Origin of the sequence: Pseudomonas parafulva (assembly GCF_002021815.1) — a bacterium.
Lineage (GTDB): Bacteria > Pseudomonadota > Gammaproteobacteria > Pseudomonadales > Pseudomonadaceae > Aquipseudomonas > Aquipseudomonas parafulva_B.
The window spans coordinates 670,334-687,203 of sequence record NZ_CP019952.1; the positions used below are offsets into that span (position 1 = coordinate 670,334).

A 16,870-nucleotide genomic window follows, 5' to 3' on the forward strand; every position below is an offset into this window, starting at 1 on the left:
AAAATGCATTCGGCTACCCGTCACCCGGTGCCCTGCCGTGGCTGCGCCTACGCTGTACACTGCATCACGCCAAAACGGAGCGAACCCCATGACCCCCATTCTGGAACTGGAAAGCCCGCGGCTGATCCTGCGCCAATGGCAGGACGAGGATCTGCGCGAGTTCGCTGCCCTGTGCGCCGACCCCCAGGTCATGCGGTATTTCCCCGCGCCGCTCACACGTCTGGAAGCGGCTGCCTTGATCGGCCGCATCCGCGGGCATTTTCATGAGTACGGGTTTGGCCTGTGGGCGCTTGAGCGCAAGGACAGTGGCGCGTTCATCGGCATGACGGGCCTGCTCAACGTCAATTTCGACGCGCCCTTCGCCCCGGCGATCGAGATCGGCTGGCGCCTGGCACGCCGGCACTGGGGCCTGGGGTTTGCCAGTGAGGCGGCCTGGACGTGCTTGCGCTGTGCGTTCGCCCAGTTGCAGGTCGAGCAGGTGGTGTCCTTCACCAGTACCCTCAACCTGCCTTCGCAGAAGGTCATGCAAGCCATCGGCATGGAGCAGGACCTGGCAGGCAGCTTCGACCACCCGCGTGTCGCCCTCGGCCATCCGCTGCGCCCGCATGTGCTGTACCGGATCGATCGCTCGCGGTGGGAGCAGACCTTGCGGGCCGAGTGAACCGCCAGGGGGGCCAGCGGTGTCAAACCCTGTATCATTTGCGCTATTGGACGGTGGGGCTCATGCAGGGGCCGCGCCGGTTGAATCGAGCGCCGGCCCACGGCGCCTTGTGAGCACGCCTTGCGTCTACGGAGAACCCCGATGAGTCATGTGTTGGACGACCTGGTCGACCTGTTGAGCCTCGAAGCCATTGAAGAAAACCTGTTCCGCGGCCGCAGCCAGGACCTGGGTTTTCGCCAGCTGTATGGCGGCCAGGTGCTGGGCCAGTCCTTGTCGGCCGCCAGCCAGACGGTAGAGGATGCCCGCCATGTGCACTCGCTGCACGGCTACTTCCTGCGCCCGGGCGATGCCAGCCTGCCGGTGGTGTATTCGGTGGACCGCGTGCGCGACGGTGGCAGTTTCAGTACCCGCCGCGTCACGGCGATTCAGAAGGGTAAGACGATCTTCACCTGCAGCGCGTCGTTCCAATACGACGAAGAAGGGTTCACCCACCAGGCGCAGATACCCGATGTAGTCGGCCCTGAAAACCTGCCCACCGAAGTGGAACTGGCCAGCGCCATGGCCGATCAGCTGCCTGAGCGCATCCGCGACAAGGTGCTGTGCGCCAAGCCCATCGAGATTCGCCCGGTGACCGAACGTGATCCGTTCAACCCCAAGCCCGGCGACCCGGTGAAATACGCCTGGTTCCGCGCCGATGGCAACCTGCCGGCCGTCCCTGCGCTGCACAAGTACATCCTGGCCTACGCCTCTGATTTCGGGCTGTTGACCACCTCGATGCTGCCCCATGGCAAGTCGGTCTGGCAGCGCGACATGCAGATCGCAAGCCTGGACCACTCCTTGTGGTTCCACGGCAACCTGCGCGCCGATCAATGGCTGCTGTATGCCACCGACAGCCCTTGGGCAGGCAATGCCCGTGGCTTCTGCCGGGGCAGTATCTTCAACCAGGCCGGCCAGCTGGTGGCCTCGTCCAGCCAGGAAGGCCTGATTCGTCATCGCAAGGACTGGGTATGAACCTCGGCCAGGTGCGCCACTGGGTGTTCGACATGGACGGCACCCTGACCGTGGCCGCGCACGATTTTGCCGCTATCCGCGTGAAGCTGGGCATCCCGCCCAAGGACGACATCCTGGCGCACCTGGCGGCCTTGCCCGCCGACGAAGCCGCCGCCAAGCATGCCTGGCTGCTGGAGCACGAGCGTCATCTGGCGTTTGCCTCCAGAGCCGCCCAAGGGGCGGTGGAGTTGGTCCGTGAGCTGGCCAGCCGTGGTTGCCAGCTGGGCATCCTTACCCGCAATGCCCGCGAGCTGGCGCACATCACGCTCGAGGCCATTGGCCTTGCCGACTGTTTTCCGGTGGCGCACATTCTTGGGCGTGATGAAGCGCAGCCCAAGCCCAGCCCCGATGGGCTGCTCAAGATCGCCGATGCCTGGGGCGTCGCGCCGCAGGCGATGGTGATGGTCGGCGACCACCGCTTCGACCTGGACTGCGGGCGAGCCGCCGGTGCGGGCACGGTACTCGTGAACCAGCCGCACGACGCCTGGCCGGGCCTTGCCGATCGACATGCGCCCGACTGCCATGCTTTGAAGCGTATGCTGGGCTGAACCGACGCTCGCCGGCCACTTTCCTTTTTACAGATGGAGCACTCGACCATGAGCAGCAAGGCGATTTACGTTCAACCCGGCGGCGGCTACGACAAGGTCGAGGTCGGCACCTGTGAAGCCACTGCCCCAGGCGTGGGTGAAATCACCGTGCGCTTGCATGCCAGCTCCCTCAATTACCATGACTTTGCCGTGGTCAGCGGCATGTGGGGCCCGGCCGAACGCCGCATCCCGATGGCCGACGGTGCTGGCGAGGTGGTAGCCGTGGGCAGCGGTGTCAGCGACTTTAAGGTCGGTGACAGCGTGGTCAGCACCTTCTTCCCTGACTGGCTGGATGGGCAGGCCAATGTCGAGGGCTTTGCCCGGGTGCCGGGCGATGGCCTGGACGGTTATGCCCGTGGCCATGTGACCGCGCTGGCCACGGCGTTCACTCTCGCGCCCAAGGGCTTCAGCCACGCCGAGGCGGCGACCTTGACCACTGCCGGGCTGACGGCCTGGCGCGCGCTGATGAGCGACGATCACCTCAAGCCCGGTGACACGGTGCTGGTGCAGGGCACCGGCGGGGTTTCGATCTTCGCCCTGCAGTTCGCCAAGCTGGCCGGCGCGTCGGTGATCGCCACTTCTTCCAGCGATGCCAAGCTCGAGCGGCTCAAAGCCTCGGGCGCCGACCACGTGATCAACTACACGCGCACGCCGGCCTGGGGCGAAAAGGTGCGTGAACTGACCGACAACCGTGGGGTGGACCATGTGATCGAAGTGGGCGGGCCCGCCACTTTGGAGCAGTCGATGATTGCCGCGCGCATTGGGGGCAATGTGTCGCTGATCGGTATTCTGACCGGTGTGGCGGGGCAACTGCCGCTGGTGCAGGCACTGGTGCGGCAGATCCGCTTGCAGGGTGTCCTGGTGGGCAGCCGTGCTCAGCAGCAAGCCATGGTCCGGGCCATCGAGGCTAACGGCCTGCGCCCGGTGGTGGATAAGCACTTCGAACTCGAACAGATCGTCGAGGCGTTTCGCTATCAGGAAAGCAACCGCCATTTCGGCAAGATCTGCCTGACCTGGTAACGCCTTGGGGTAACGGGATGTAATGGCTAGCGAGCAGGCCAATACATTCGCGCACATCGGGCGCACAGGTGGCTGGCTAGAATGCCCGGCTCCGTTGCGACTGATTCTCTCTTCAAGAGGACGCCCCGATGTGCCTGTTCCCCCGTTTGCGGCAGCGCCTGCTGCCGGCCTTGTTGCTGTTGGCGTCCTGCCTCGGCTTTACCCATACCGCCCACGCCCTGCAAGTCACCGATGTGCTGGGGCGTACCGTCGAGCTTGACCACGCCCCGCAGAGGATCGTGCTGGGCGAGGGGCGTTTGTTCTTCGCCCTGGCGCTGCTCGACCGGGACAACCCGTTCCAGCGCGTGGTGGGCTGGCAGAACGACATGCGCTTGCTGGACCCGCACACCTACGAGGTCTACGCCCAGCACTACCCGCAGATCGCCAAGCTGCCCTTGATCGGGCAGGCCTCCGAGCAGAGCGTGAGCGCCGAGCAGATCCTGTCGCTCAAGCCGGACCTGGCCATTTTCAGCATCGCCGGTGAAGGCCCGACCCAGCACAGCCCGGTGGCCGACTTGCTGGCCAAGGCCGGCGTGCCGGTGTTGTTCATCGATTTTCGCGTGCACCCCATGCGCAACACCCATGTCAGCATGCAGGCGCTGGGCACGCTGCTGGGCCGTGAACCGCAGGCGCAGCAGTACCTTGACCTGTACGACCGTCACCTGGAGCGGGTGCAAGCGGGCGTGGCCGGCATCAAGGACAGCGAGCGGCCCAAGGTGTTTCTGGAACTGCTGGCCGGGGTATGGCAAGCGCCCGGCCATACCACTGGCAAAAGCGGTTTGGGCAGTGTGGTCCAGGCGGTGGGTGGCCATAACATTGGCGCCGACGTGGTGCCCGGTGCGCTGGGCGATGTCAGCGTCGAGTACGTGCTGCAAGCCGACCCGGACGTCTACATCGCCACCGGCAACCGTGCCCCCGGCGTGCTGCTGGGTGCCGGGGTGTCCGAAAAAACGGCCCGGGACAGTTTGGCGAAGATCACGGCCCGCCCGGAATTCGCCCCCTTGCGCCCCATCCAGGCCGGCCAGGCCCATGGCTTGTGGCATGACTTCTACAACTCGCCGTTCAACATCCTGGCAATTGAAGCGATGGCGCGCTGGGTGCATCCAGAGCGGTTCAAGGCCATTGACCCGCAAGCGACCATGGCCGAGATCAACCGCATGCTCAAGGTAGGGCTGGACGGTCAGTACTGGGTCGACGCCCAGTGACCGCACAGGCGCTGCCAGGCGTGCAGCAGGCCGCCTGGCATTACCGTCGGCTGCTGTGGCGGCGTACCGGGCTGGTGGCCGGGCTGGCCGTGCTGTTGCTGGTTTCGGTCTTGAGCGACCTGGCCAGCGGTGCATCGGGCATGAGCTTGGGGCGACTGGTGCAAGGCCTGTTCGACCCGACCACCCTCAGCGCCACGGAGCGGGTGATTATCTGGAACGTTCGCCTGCCGTACGCGCTGATGGCCGTGCTGGTGGGCACGGCACTGTCGCTGGCAGGGGCCGAGATGCAGGCGATCCTCGACAACCCGCTGGCCAGCCCCTTCACCTTGGGAGTGTCCTCGTCAGCGGCACTGGGGGCTTCGCTTGCCATCGCCTACCCGCTCAGCGTCGCCTGGATGACGGCGGGTGTGCAGGTGACGGTGATGGCCTTCGTCTTCGCCTGCCTGTCGGTGGTGCTGTTGCAGGCCATGTCGCGGCTTCGCGGGGCGGGCGTGGAGAGCCTGGTGCTGTTCGGCATCGCCCTAGTGTTCAGCTGCAATGCCCTGGTGTCGCTGTTGCAACTGCTGGCCACCGAGGACGTGCTGCAGCAACTGGTGTTCTGGACCATGGGCAGCCTGGCCCGGGCCGATTGGAACAAGCTCGGCATGCTGGCGCTGGTCTTGGCGCTGGTGTTGCCGTTTTCGCTGCGCGCAGCACCTGCGATGACGCTGCTGCGCATGGGCGAGGACCGGGCGCGCAGCTTCGGCGTGGACACCCGGCGGCTGCGCTTTGCCTCGCTGCTGCGCATCAGCCTGTTGTCGGCAACCGCCGTGGCATTCGTCGGCACCATCGGCTTCGTCGGCCTGGTCGGGCCGCACATTGCGCGCCTGCTGGTCGGTGAAGACCAGCGGTTCCTGCTGCCGGCCAGCGCCCTGGTGGGCGCCCTGATGCTGTCGCTGTCCTCCATTGCCAGCAAGCTGATCATGCCAGGCGTGATTGTGCCGGTCGGCATCGTCACCGCCCTGGTGGGGGTGCCGATTTTCGTGACGCTGGTGTTCCGGCGGGGGAGAAAGCTGTGAGCCTGGTGATCGACAAGGTTTCGGTCGCCTACGGTGCGCGGCAGATCCTGCACGAGGTCAGCCTGCCGGCCTTGCCCGAAGGCAGCCTGGTGGCGCTGGTGGGGCCCAATGGAGCAGGCAAGTCCACGCTGCTCAGGGCCCTGGCAGGGCTCGAGCGCATGCGCGGCGGCCTGCGCCTGGATGGCCAGGACGTGACCCGGCTGGCCTTTGCCGACCGTTCGCGACGGCTGGCCTACATGCCCCAGCAGTTGCCCCCCGGCATTGCCCTCAGTGTGCTGGAAAGCATCATGGCGGCACTTCGCGTAGGCAGTGCGGACGATCTGCTGGGCCAGGCCTTTGCGGCCCTGCGCCAGCTGGGTATCGAGCATCTGGCCCAGTGCTCGCTGGACAGCTTGTCCGGCGGGCAGCGGCAATTGGTGGCGCTGGCCCAGTTGCTGGCGCGCAACCCGCAAGTGCTGCTGCTCGACGAGCCCACCAGCGCGCTGGACCTGCATTATCAATTGCGGGTCATGGACGCCGTGCGTGAGCGGGTGCAGGTGCATCGCCTGTTGGCGGTGGCGGTGCTGCACGACATCAACCTGGCCGCCAGCCATGCCGACTGGCTGGTGGTGCTGCGCGAGGGCAGGGTGGTGGCCAGTGGTACGCCGCAGGATGTATTGGTGCCTGACCTGCTAGCGCAGGTGTATGGCGTCCAGGCGCGGGTCGAGCGCTGCTCCCAGGGGCGGCTGCAGGTGCTGGTCGACCACGCACTGGCCTGATGCCCGCGCTGCCTGCTGGACAGGCAGCGGGTGCAACACACTCGAATGAAAAACCCAAGCGCCATTGGCGTGCATGGCGCGTTCGGATATGCCAATCGCGACATTTGTCGCTTGCACAAAAGCGCTGTCGTGATCGAACAGTTCCGGGGCGTTCTCGTGTAATTTCCCTCCCCCCTGCGGGGCTTAAATGAAGCCCGACCCCCACCGGCACGTTGCCTTGTGATGCGCTGCAAAGATCAACAACAGAGCGCAAGCAACCTGTCGACCTGAACCCTTCAAGGAGCTATTTTCGCCTACGCCTGCCCGTCCATCCTTGTGTCAGCAAAAAGAGAACAACATCCATGAACACCGTGGGATCTGATGGCAACCTTGCACAAGGTTTCAAGCCACGTCATGTAACGATGCTGTCCATCGCCGGCATCATCGGCGCCGGACTTTTCGTCGGCTCGGGCCACGCCATTGCGGCAGCCGGCCCGGCTACCATAATCTCCTATTTCGTGGCCGGGACCTTGGTCGTCCTGGTCATGCGCATGCTCGGCGAAATGGCCGTCGCGCACCCCGATACCGGTTCCTTCTCCACCTACGCCGACCAGGCCATCGGTCGCTGGGCCGGCTACACCATCGGCTGGTTGTACTGGTGGTTCTGGGTGCTGGTCATCCCCATCGAAGCCCTCGCGGCAGGGCATGTGCTCAATGCCTGGTTCCCGCAGATAGACAGCTGGATATTCGCCCTGGCGTCGGTGTTGCTGCTGGCAGGTACCAACCTGTTCAGCGTGGCCAAGTACGGTGAGTTCGAGTTCTGGTTCGCCATCCTCAAGGTGACCGCGATCCTTGCCTTCATCAGCCTCGGGTTCGCGGCGCTGATGGGGTGGCTGCCCAACCGCGAAGTCAGCGGCCTGAGTGGGTTGATGGCCGACCACGGTGGTTTCGCGCCCAAGGGCTGGGCCGCGGTGGTGGGGGCGTTCATCACTGTGATGTTCAGCTTCATCGGCACTGAGGCGGTGACCATCGCAGCGTCGGAGTCCAGCGACCCGTCGCGCAACATCGCCAAGGCCACCCGCTCGGTGATCTGGCGCATCAGCACCTTCTACATCCTCTCCATCTTCGTGATCATTTCCGTGGTGCCGTGGAATGACCCGCAGCTGGCTGTGGTGGGCTCGTACCAGCGTGCACTGGAAATCATGAACATCCCCAACGCGGCCTTGCTGGTCGACCTGGTGGTGCTGGTGGCGGTCACCAGCTGCATGAACTCCTCGATCTACATCGCCTCGCGCATGATGTACTCGCTGGCCAAGCGCGGCGATGCGCCGGCAATGCTCAAGCACACGTCCAAAGTCGGCGTACCACGCGCTGCGGTGTTCGGCAGCACCCTGATCGGTGCGTTCATCGCCGTGCTCAACTACTTTGCACCCAAGGGCGTGTTCGAGTTCCTGCTGGCAAGCTCAGGCGCCATCGCGCTGCTGGTGTACATGGTCATCGCCATCTCCCAGCTGCGCATGCGCCGCCGTCTTGAGCGGGAGAATACCGAGCTCAAGTTCCGCATGTGGCTGTTCCCCTGGTTGACCTGGGCGGTGATCATCTTCATTGCCCTGGCCTTGGCGGTGATGATGTACACGCCCGAGCACCGGGCGGAGGTGAGCGCCACGCTGGGGCTTGCGATCATGATTTCCTTCCTGGGCATTGTGACGACACGCGGTCATGCGCAGCCGATGGGGGCGCGGTCGTTGGGTTGAGATGAGCTTTGCTGGAACCTTCGGGCTGCGAAGCGGCTCTAGGGTTTCAGCTTCGCAACTCATGGTGCTGGGGCCGCTTTGCGGCCCATCGCGGCACGAGGGCCGCTCCCACAAATACCGTGCAACCTTTCGCTACGCAGCAACCGGCTCGCGCCAGCCCGAAGGCAGACACCCATCCAAGTAGGAGCGGTCCTTGTGCCGCGATGGGCTGCAAAGCAGCCCCGGCAATATGCGCCGCGCCGCCAATATCCTCGGCCGAGCGTGTGCACTCACCGAGCGTATACCTGGCCAGTGGAGCCTTCTTGCTGACAGTGGGTCGTAGCGCACCCCCCCCCGCGCATTCAATGGCCCGGCCAAGCTGGCCGAGCACACACCCGCTGGCCTACCCCTCCACCGAATGATGGAAATTCCCCAGGTCATCCTTGCCGATGCCGCCCACTTGCCCTTGATCCAACCTGTCAAATTTCTTTGCGCAATGGGCTACCATCCGATGGCCTAATGCAATTAAATGCGCCACCCGGACAACTATTCCGGCCAGTAACTGTCACTCAAAAAAACCCGGTCATAGTGTGAAAGTGCCCGCTTTCACCACAGGAGCTCAGATACATGGCAGCACTGCAGAGCAGTACGTTGGACGCGGTCGAAAACAACCAGGAACAGCTGTTGACCCAATGGATAGCAGGCCTGGAAGCCAACGGTGCCACGCGCAATGTCAAGGAGCAGGTGCTGGCCCAGGAAACCCGCGAGTTTCTGCAACTGCTGGTGCAAGGCTTCAAGGGCCCAGGCGGCGCCAACCTGGCAGCCGCCGATTGGGAGGCCGTGCGCCGGTTCCTCGAAAAGCTGTCGTTATCGCGCGCGCAGATGGGCCATGACTCCCACCAGACCGTGTACTTCATCTACGCCCTCAAGCGTCCGTTGTTCGCCTTGCTGCAATCGCTCTACAGCGCCGACCCGGCCACGCTTGCCGAGGAACTCTGGCGCGTGTCCGAGCTGCTCGACAGCATGGGCATGCACACCATGCGCACGTACCAGGCGAGCCGTGAAAACGTCATCCGCCGCCAGCAGGAAGAACTGCTGGAGCTGTCCACGCCCGTGGTCAAGCTGTGGGACGGTGTGCTGGCATTGCCACTGATCGGCACCCTGGACTCCCAGCGCAGCCAGACTGTCATGGAGTCGCTGCTGCAGCGCATCGTCGACACTGGTTCGGAAATCGCCATCATCGACATTACGGGCGTGCCCACCGTGGACACCCTGGTGGCGCAGCACCTGCTCAAGACCGTGACGGCCATTCGCCTGATGGGCGCCGATTGCATCATCAGCGGCATTCGTCCGCAGATCGCCCAGACCATCGTGCACCTGGGCCTGGACCTTGGCACCCTGACCACCAAGGCCAACCTGGCCGACGCCCTGAAGCTGGCCCTGACCCGTGTGGGCAGCGACCTCGGCCAGCGAGCCTGAGCCATGGAGCGTATCCCGATCCTGCAGATGGGGGAATTTCTGCTGGTGACCATCCAGGTGGACATGCATGACCAACTGGCCCTCACCCTGCAGGAAGACCTGACCGACCGCATCAGCAGCACCTCCGCCCGTGGCGTACTCATCGACATCTCGGCGCTGGACATGGTCGACTCGTTCATCGGACGGATGATCGCCAGCATCTCGGGCCTGTCGCGCATCATGGACGCCGAAACCATGGTGGTCGGCATGCAGCCGGCCGTGGCCATCACCCTGGTGGAGCTGGGGTTGACGTTGCCTGGCGTGAGTACGGCCTTGAATGTGGAGCGCGGTATGCACGTGCTGCGTCAGCGTGTGGCCCGCAAATGAACGTGCGCGACAGCGGTAGCCTGCCGGTGCGCATCGAGCAGGATGTGGTGCTTGCCCGCCAACTGGCCCGCAAGCTGGCGGGCGAGTGCGGTATGCGCCTGGTCGACCTGACCAAGCTGGTCACCGCCGTCAGCGAGCTGGCCCGCAACACCGTGGTCTATGGCCGTGGCGGCGACATGGATTGGCAGGTGCTGGAGGACTTCGGTCGGGTGGGCCTGCGCCTGCATTTTCGTGACGAAGGCCCTGGCATTCCCGACATCGGCCTGGCACTGACCGACGGCTGGACCTCGGGCGGTGGCATGGGCCTGGGCCTGACCGGCGCGCGACGGCTGGTGGATGAGTTCGAGTTGGACACCGCGCCTGGCCAGGGTACTCGCGTGACGATCACTCGATGGGCGTGAGCATCGCCGCGAGCCAGACCTGCGTCGTACCGTTGGCTGATGCCAGTGACGTTGGCCACGCTCGACGGATCGCGCAAAAGCTCGCACAGGCCCACGGGCATGACGAGACGGACGCCGGACGTGTCGCGCTGGTGGTGACCGAGCTGTGCACCAATGTGCTCAAGCATGCCGGGCACGGCGAGCTTCATCTGCGCGCGCTGCCGCGCGGTGACGGCAGGTTTGGTATCGAAGTGCTCACCCTCGATCGCGCCCAAGGGTTCGATGCCCAAGCCTGCCTGGCCGACGGCTATTCGTCGGCGGGCACCCAAGGTATCGGCATGGGCGCCATCGCCCGCCAGGCTCAAGTCTTCGACGTTTATGCCGATACCCGGGGAGCTGTTGTCCTGGCGCGGTTGTATGCCCAGGGTGACTCAGGCACTGACCTGCGCTTCGGCGTCAGCCAGCATGCCCTCAATGGCGACCCGGCCTGCGGCGATACCTGGCACTTGGCCTACGATGGGCAGCACGTGAGCGCCCTGGTGATCGACGGGCTGGGGCATGGCAGCGAAGCCGAAGCGGCAGCCCAGGCGGGTGCGGCCGTGTTCGCACAGGCACCGTTCGCCAAGGCGCAGCAGCAACTTTTGGCCATGCACCAGGCGATGACGGGCACGCGTGGTGGCGCCGTTGCCCTGGCGCATTACGATGGCTGCAATGCACGGCTGAGCTTCACCGGCATTGGCAACATCGGCGCGAGCCTGGTCAATGGCAGCCAATGGCGAGGCCTGGCGTCGATGCCCGGCATTGTTGGCGGGCAATTCAGAAAAACCCAAGTGTTCGACTACGCTGATCTGAACGGAAATGTGTTGATCATGTACAGCGATGGCCTGCAGTCCCGGTGGAACCTCAAGGATTACCCTGGCCTGGTGCACCGCCATCCGGCCGTGATCGCTGCCGTGCTGCATCGCGACTTTTGCCGCGGCCGTGACGATGTCACCGTACTTGTCATCGACCTGGAGTTGCCCAATGTCTGATGCTGCCATGATTGCCCGCCTGCAAGCCGAGAACGACGCCTTGCGCGCCGAGCTGGATGAAACCAACCAGGGCGTGCTGGCGCTGTATGCCGAGCTCGATACCCAGGCCGAACACCTGCGCCAGGCCTCGGACCTCAAGAGCCGCTTCCTGTCCTACATGAGCCATGAATTTCGCACGCCGCTGGGCTCGATCTTGAGCATCACCGGCCTGCTGACCGACGAGCTCGACGGGCCGTTGTCGGCCGAACAGCACCGTCAGGTCACGTTCATCAGCACCGCTACCCGCGAGCTGTCCGACATGGTCGACGACCTGCTGGACCTTGCCAAGATCGAAGCCGGCCGCATCACCATTTCGCCGGCCTGGTTCGACATGTTCGACCTGTTCGCCGCCCTGCGAGGCATGTTCAGGCCCATTGTCGATGCCTCGGCCGTGGACCTCATCTTCGAAGAGCATGCCGGCCTGCCGCGGCTGTACACCGATGACAAGAAGCTGGCGCAGATCCTGCGCAACTTCATTTCCAATGCCCTGAAGTTCACCTCCCAGGGCGAAGTGCGTATTTCCGCCTGCCTGGAAGGCGATGACAGTATCCGGTTTGCCGTGAGCGATACGGGTATCGGCATCGCACCGGAGCTGCTGGGCACCCTGTTCGAGGACTTTGCCCAGGTGGACTCGCCGCTGCAAAAGCGCCTGCGCGGTACGGGCCTGGGCCTGTCGCTGTGCAAACGCTTTGCCGAGCTGCTGGGTGGTCATGTGGGTGTGGAGAGCGAGCCGGGCGTCGGCTCCTGCTTCTTCGTGGTGATCCCCCTTGCCCTCGCTCCGGAGAGCGCTGAATGAATGCCGATGTGCGCTTGCTGATCGTCGATGACAACGTTGCCACCCGCTATGCCATGCGCAGGCGGTTGGCGGTGCACGGGTACCAGGTACTGGAGGCCGGCACGGGCGGCGAGGGCCTGGCGCTGATCCGCGACAGCCAGATCGACGCCTTGATCCTGGACGTGAACCTGCCGGACATGAGCGGCTTCGACATTGTCCGGCTGCTGCGTCAGGACCCACGCACGGCCCTGCTGCCGGTGATTCATGTGTCGGCCGCTTCGATCCAGAGTGGCGACATCATTACCGGGCTGAACGCCGGTGCCGACGCCTACCTGATTCACCCCGTCGACCCGGACGTGCTGCTGGCCACCCTGCGCACCTTGCTGCGCGTGCGCGACACCGAGCGCGCACTGCGCCAGAGCGAGGCAAGCTTTCGCGAGATATTCACCAGCGTGTCGGCGCCGATTGCCGTGATGGACGCCCAGCTGAAGGTGCACGAATGCAACCAGGCATTCAGCTACCTGATCCAGGACAACCTCCACCCCGAGCAGCTGCACGAATGCTTTGCCGATGGGCAGGAAGCGGCACTGGCCAGCCTGCGCGAGCACCTGATGGCCGGCGAGCGCTGGCAGGGCACCTTGAGCATGCAGGTGCATGGCCATGTACGCGAGACCGAGTGGCAGCTTTCGCCGTATCAGGCGCCGGGTTTGTGCCTGGTGTTCGTCGAGGACATCACCGAGCACCGTCACCGCGAACGCTCGCACCTAGCCCGGCTGGACGACGCCACCAGCCAGCTGGCCCACGAAGTGGCCGTGCGCGAACGCACCGAGGCGCAGCTGGTGCAACTGCAAAAAATGGAGGCACTGGGCAGCTTGACCGGCGGCATCGCCCACGACTTCAACAACCTGCTGACTGGCATCATCACCAGCCTCGAACTGATCTGCAAACGGGTGGCCGAGCACCGCATCGACAAAGTGCCGCGCTATGCCGAAGCTGCGCTCAGCTCGGCCAATAGCGCGGCATCGCTGACCCATCGGTTGCTGGCCTTCGCTCGCCAGCAACCCCTGGATACCCGGCCGGTGGACGTCAACCGTCACGTGCGCTCGCTCGAAGAACTGCTGACCCGCACCATTGGCGAGCGCATCACGCTGACCCTGAACCTGTCCACGCAACCAGTCATTGCCCTGGTCGACCCGGTGCAACTGGAAAGCGCGGTGCTCAACCTGGTGATCAACGCCCGTGACGCGCTGCCCAAGGGCGGGCGGATCTGGCTGGACACGGCTGCCATCTGGTCCCAGGAAAACCCCAACCTGGCCGACGGCCCCTATGTGGTGGTCAGCGTGCGCGACAACGGCACCGGCATCGAACCTGAGTTGCTGGACAAGGTATTCGACCCGTTCTTCACCACCAAACCCGTCGGCCAGGGCACCGGCCTTGGGCTGTCGACCATCTACGGCTTCGCCCGCCAGTCCAGCGGCCACGTGATGCTCAGCAGCGTGATGGGGCAGGGCACTGAAGTGGCGCTGATGCTGCCGGCCAGCGCACAGGCAGCCGTGCCCGTGGTGCGCGAGCGTGGGCTCGACCTGCAAGGAAACGGCGAGCATGTGCTGATCGTCGAGGACATGGCGTCGGTGCGGCTGTCGGTGGCCGAAGCGCTGGCCGATGCCGGCTACCACTGCACACTGGCCTCGACCACCGACCAGGCGCTGGAATACCTGCGCGACGACCCGAGCCTGGACCTGATGCTGACCGACGTTGGTCTACCCACGCTCAGCGGCCGGGAGCTGGCTGACCTTGCCCGTGGTTACAGGCCCGACCTGCCCGTGCTGTTCATGACCGGGTATGCCGATGCCGCGCTGGACCGGCAGGCGTTTCTCGGCGATGGCATGGACATGCTGATCAAGCCCTTCCGCATGGGTGAGCTGCTGCGCAAAGTGAAGCAAGCTATCCGTAAGGCGTAGGAAGCAACCTACAATCGAAGTTAATTAATCTGAAAATAAATGAGGTGTTTTCTCATTCTCGTTCGGCAGGTAGGGAAGGCCGGAATACAGGCCGCCCGCCGACACGCTACGGAGCGAGAGAATGAGTTCTACCCCGGTTTCACCGCGCCACCCCCTGAACCGAGCCCTGCGTGGCGCCCTGCTCGGGCTGGTGGTCGGCAGCCATGTGCTGCCAGCCTTGGCCCAGCCTGCAGCCACTGACAGCAGCAGCCCGCTCAAGCAGTGGAACATCCCGGCAGGTCCGCTGGCGCCAGCGCTCGATCGTTTTGCCAGGGAAGCCGGCATCAGCCTGTCGTACGACGCGCAAAGCGTGGCCAACCGGACAACGCCGGGCGTCCAGGGCTCGCTGGGTACCACCGCGGCCTTGTCTGCGCTGTTGCAGGGCAGTGACCTGCAATCGGAACAGCAAGGCCCCAACGCCTACTTGCTGCTGCCCCAGCCCAAGTCCACCGGCCCCCTGGAGCTGGGCGCCACCGAGGACTACCGCCTGGCCCCGGTGATCGTCAATGCCAAGGTCAAGGCCAGCGCCGACGACGACATCAACTCGGTTGTGGCCAAGGAGCTATGGGTAGGGGGCAAGGTCGCCACCAGCATCCTCAATACCCCAGCTTCGGTGTCGGTGGTGACTCGCAAGGAGATGGAACAGCGCAGCGTCAGCACCACCGAAGAGGCGCTGCAGTACACTCCTGGGGTGATCAGCGACTTCTATGGGTCGGACGACCGTAACGACTACTTCCAGATCCGCGGCTTCCAGGCCACCACCTACCGCGACGGCCTGACGCTCAGCTCCATGCGTGGCGTGCGCGAAGACCCTTACGCCTACGAGCGTATCGAGATCATTCGCGGCGCCAACTCCACCCTGTTTGGCCCTGCCGACCCGGGCGGCTCGGTCAACTTCGTGACCAAGCAGCCGCGGTTCGAACGCTTCGGCCAGGGCTATGTGACCTACGGTTCGTACGACCATGCCGAGACCGGCATCGACATGGGCGATGTGCTCAACGAAGGCGGTACAGTGGCAGGGCGCTTCACGGCCAAGCTGCAGGACAGCGACCGTGAGTACGACCACTCCCGCGACGACAGCCGCCTGGTGATGGGCGGGCTGACCTGGGCGCCAAGCGACTTCACCTCGGCCACCGTGGTGCTGGACTACCTGAAGACCAACAGCTCGCCCAACAGCGGTGGCTACCCGCTGGACAAGGAATACGACCGCAGCAAGTTCTTCGGCGAGCCTGGCTACAACTTCCACGATGTGGAGCGCACAAGCTTGTCCGGCAACCTCACCCACGACTTCGACAACGGCTTCGTATTGCGCGGCAACCTGCGCTACAGCGAACTGACCGACGATTTCGGCTACGCCTACTTGAGCGACAGCCCTTCGCGCGTTGGCACGACCATCCCGCGCTATGTGTTCGGCACCGACAGCGACGCCGACCAGCTCAACGGCAACCTGATGCTGCAATACGATGCGCAGTTCGAGCACATCGACAGCAGCACCCTGGTGGGGGTGGAGTACCTCGACTCCTCGACCAAGCAGCGCTCGGTCTACAGCCTGGCCACCCCGATCGACATCGCCAACCCGGTGTTCACCGGCGTGCCGCGTGGCATCGAGCCCTACAGCCGCAAGAAGCAGGACGTGACCACCAAGGCCGTGTTCATGCAGCAGAACCTGTCGTTCTACGACCGCGTCATCGCCACCGCTGGCGTGCGCAACGACTCCATGGACTTGTCCAGCACCGAGTACGTGGGCGGGGCGGCCAAGCAGAGCGACGACTTGTCGGAGACCTCATATCGCGCTGCGCTCACCTACATCGTCAACGACGAAGTGTCGACGTACGTGAGCATGGTGGAATCGGTGTCCCCACCCCAGGTGGGCGTGACTCCGCAAACCGGCAAGCAGTACGAAGTGGGGGTGAAGTACTCGCCCATCGGCATGGACGCGATGTTCTCCGCTGCGGTGTATGACCTGACCCAGGAAAACGTCACCATTGCTGTGGTACTGCCCAGCGGCATCATCGAGCAGCAAACCGTCGGTGAGTCTCACGCACGCGGCCTGGACCTGGAGGCCAAAGCCCAGGTGACGGCTGATATCAGCGTGATTGGCGCTTATTCGTACATGGACACCGACGTGAAGCGCGGGTCGCTGTATGACGGCTCTTCGCTCAAGGGCAACGCCTTCGCCACCGCGCCCAAGCATTCGGCTTCGCTGTGGACGTACTACGATATTCCGGCGACCGCCGTGAGTGTCGGGCTGGGTGCCCGGTACGTGGGGGCTTACTACATGGATGCGGCCAACACCAAGAAGAGCGATGGGACCACGTTGTTCGACGCGGCCTTCAAGTACCAGATCGCCAAGGGCACTGACCTTGCGGTGAACGTGAGCAACCTGTTCGATGAACAGCACGTGGTGGGCTCGGGGACGGCCGATTATTACAATCCTGGGCGTGAGGTGACGGCGCGAGTGAGTTATAGCTGGTAAGCGATTATTGGGGGATTGCGGTGGCTTTGGGGGCTGCAATGGATAGCCTGTGCGCGTTAGGCGTTATGGGCAGCGCGGTAGGCCTTGGGATCTGATGCCCGGCTGCAATCCTAGGGCCGCTGTGCGGCCCATCGCGGCACGAGGCCGCTCCCACACTGCGCTATTTTTAGCTGCGCGCCGAACCTGCAGAGCAACCAGCTTGTGCTGGCTCTGGGGGCTTGCCTCAATCCCCTG

15 protein-coding genes are annotated in these 16,870 nt (G+C 64.4%); all 15 read left to right on the plus strand.

The window, feature by feature from the left end; all coding sequences use genetic code 11:
• Positions 1–88 precede the first annotated feature (88 nt).
• Positions 89–661 (plus strand): GNAT family N-acetyltransferase, encoded by a 573-nt coding sequence (locus B2J77_RS02935; RefSeq protein WP_078477951.1) that lies wholly within the window; start codon positions 89–91, stop codon positions 659–661.
• Between the two features lie 141 nt (positions 662–802).
• Positions 803–1,672, plus strand: coding sequence for an acyl-CoA thioesterase II (gene tesB, locus B2J77_RS02940; protein WP_078477952.1), 870 nt, complete (start codon positions 803–805; stop codon positions 1,670–1,672).
• Complete coding sequence (locus B2J77_RS02945) at positions 1,669–2,259, plus strand: HAD family hydrolase (protein ID WP_078477953.1); 591 nt, start codon at positions 1,669–1,671, stop codon at positions 2,257–2,259. The genes tesB and B2J77_RS02945 overlap by 4 nt, the downstream gene beginning before the upstream one ends.
• A gap of 48 nt (positions 2,260–2,307) precedes the next feature.
• Positions 2,308–3,318 carry a zinc-dependent alcohol dehydrogenase family protein gene (locus B2J77_RS02950; RefSeq protein WP_078477954.1) on the plus strand — a complete coding sequence of 337 codons (1,011 nt, stop codon included), beginning with the start codon at positions 2,308–2,310 and terminating at the stop codon, positions 3,316–3,318.
• Positions 3,319–3,446: 128 nt separating this feature from the next.
• Positions 3,447–4,562 carry an ABC transporter substrate-binding protein gene (locus tag B2J77_RS02955; protein ID WP_058638425.1) on the plus strand — a complete coding sequence of 372 codons (1,116 nt, stop codon included), beginning with the start codon at positions 3,447–3,449 and terminating at the stop codon, positions 4,560–4,562.
• On the plus strand, positions 4,559–5,620 hold the full coding sequence (locus B2J77_RS02960; protein ID WP_078477955.1) for a FecCD family ABC transporter permease: 1,062 nt from the start codon (positions 4,559–4,561) through the stop codon (positions 5,618–5,620). The genes B2J77_RS02955 and B2J77_RS02960 overlap by 4 nt, the downstream gene beginning before the upstream one ends.
• Positions 5,617–6,378, plus strand: a complete 762-nt coding sequence (locus B2J77_RS02965) for an ABC transporter ATP-binding protein (RefSeq protein WP_058638423.1) — start codon at positions 5,617–5,619, stop codon at positions 6,376–6,378. The genes B2J77_RS02960 and B2J77_RS02965 overlap by 4 nt, the downstream gene beginning before the upstream one ends.
• A 341-nt stretch (positions 6,379–6,719) precedes the next feature.
• Positions 6,720–8,111 (plus strand): GABA permease, encoded by a 1,392-nt coding sequence (gene gabP / locus B2J77_RS02970; protein WP_058638422.1) that lies wholly within the window; start codon positions 6,720–6,722, stop codon positions 8,109–8,111.
• 606 nt (positions 8,112–8,717) lie between these two features.
• Entirely contained in the window at positions 8,718–9,569 is an 852-nt protein-coding gene (locus B2J77_RS02975) for an STAS domain-containing protein (RefSeq protein ID WP_078477956.1), read from the plus strand.
• A gap of 3 nt (positions 9,570–9,572) precedes the next feature.
• Positions 9,573–9,935, plus strand: coding sequence for an STAS domain-containing protein (locus tag B2J77_RS02980; protein WP_058638419.1), 363 nt, complete (start codon positions 9,573–9,575; stop codon positions 9,933–9,935).
• Positions 9,932–10,336: an anti-sigma regulatory factor gene (locus tag B2J77_RS02985; RefSeq protein WP_058603627.1), complete on the plus strand. Its 405-nt coding sequence runs from the start codon at positions 9,932–9,934 to the stop codon at positions 10,334–10,336. The genes B2J77_RS02980 and B2J77_RS02985 overlap by 4 nt, the downstream gene beginning before the upstream one ends.
• Complete coding sequence (locus B2J77_RS02990; protein WP_242529828.1) at positions 10,327–11,346, plus strand: ATP-binding protein; 1,020 nt, start codon at positions 10,327–10,329, stop codon at positions 11,344–11,346. The genes B2J77_RS02985 and B2J77_RS02990 overlap by 10 nt, the downstream gene beginning before the upstream one ends.
• Positions 11,339–12,181, plus strand: coding sequence for a sensor histidine kinase (locus B2J77_RS02995; protein ID WP_078477957.1), 843 nt, complete (start codon positions 11,339–11,341; stop codon positions 12,179–12,181). Before B2J77_RS02990 ends, B2J77_RS02995 begins: the two co-directional genes overlap by 8 nt.
• Positions 12,178–14,121 (plus strand): response regulator, encoded by a 1,944-nt coding sequence (locus B2J77_RS03000; protein ID WP_078477958.1) that lies wholly within the window; start codon positions 12,178–12,180, stop codon positions 14,119–14,121. The genes B2J77_RS02995 and B2J77_RS03000 overlap by 4 nt, the downstream gene beginning before the upstream one ends.
• A gap of 121 nt (positions 14,122–14,242) precedes the next feature.
• Entirely contained in the window at positions 14,243–16,636 is a 2,394-nt protein-coding gene (locus B2J77_RS03005) for a TonB-dependent siderophore receptor (RefSeq protein WP_078477959.1), read from the plus strand.
• Positions 16,637–16,870 lie beyond the last annotated feature (234 nt).

What these genes read in the sequence shown, in the direction of transcription:
- B2J77_RS02990 (WP_242529828.1), top strand. Translation starts at nt 10,327, where the DNA reads ATGGGCGTGAGCATCGCCGCGAGCCAGACCTGCGTCGTACCGTTGGCT.
- B2J77_RS02980 (WP_058638419.1), top strand. Translation starts at nt 9,573, where the DNA reads ATGGAGCGTATCCCGATCCTGCAGATGGGGGAATTTCTGCTGGTGACC.
- B2J77_RS02995 (WP_078477957.1), top strand. Translation starts at nt 11,339, where the DNA reads ATGTCTGATGCTGCCATGATTGCCCGCCTGCAAGCCGAGAACGACGCC.
- B2J77_RS03000 (WP_078477958.1), top strand. Translation starts at nt 12,178, where the DNA reads ATGAATGCCGATGTGCGCTTGCTGATCGTCGATGACAACGTTGCCACC.
- tesB (WP_078477952.1), top strand. Translation starts at nt 803, where the DNA reads ATGAGTCATGTGTTGGACGACCTGGTCGACCTGTTGAGCCTCGAAGCC.
- B2J77_RS02975 (WP_078477956.1), top strand. Translation starts at nt 8,718, where the DNA reads ATGGCAGCACTGCAGAGCAGTACGTTGGACGCGGTCGAAAACAACCAG.
- B2J77_RS03005 (WP_078477959.1), top strand. Translation starts at nt 14,243, where the DNA reads ATGAGTTCTACCCCGGTTTCACCGCGCCACCCCCTGAACCGAGCCCTG.
- B2J77_RS02950 (WP_078477954.1), top strand. Translation starts at nt 2,308, where the DNA reads ATGAGCAGCAAGGCGATTTACGTTCAACCCGGCGGCGGCTACGACAAG.
- gabP (WP_058638422.1), top strand. Translation starts at nt 6,720, where the DNA reads ATGAACACCGTGGGATCTGATGGCAACCTTGCACAAGGTTTCAAGCCA.
- B2J77_RS02955 (WP_058638425.1), top strand. Translation starts at nt 3,447, where the DNA reads ATGTGCCTGTTCCCCCGTTTGCGGCAGCGCCTGCTGCCGGCCTTGTTG.
- B2J77_RS02935 (WP_078477951.1), top strand. Translation starts at nt 89, where the DNA reads ATGACCCCCATTCTGGAACTGGAAAGCCCGCGGCTGATCCTGCGCCAA.
- B2J77_RS02985 (WP_058603627.1), top strand. Translation starts at nt 9,932, where the DNA reads ATGAACGTGCGCGACAGCGGTAGCCTGCCGGTGCGCATCGAGCAGGAT.
- B2J77_RS02945 (WP_078477953.1), top strand. Translation starts at nt 1,669, where the DNA reads ATGAACCTCGGCCAGGTGCGCCACTGGGTGTTCGACATGGACGGCACC.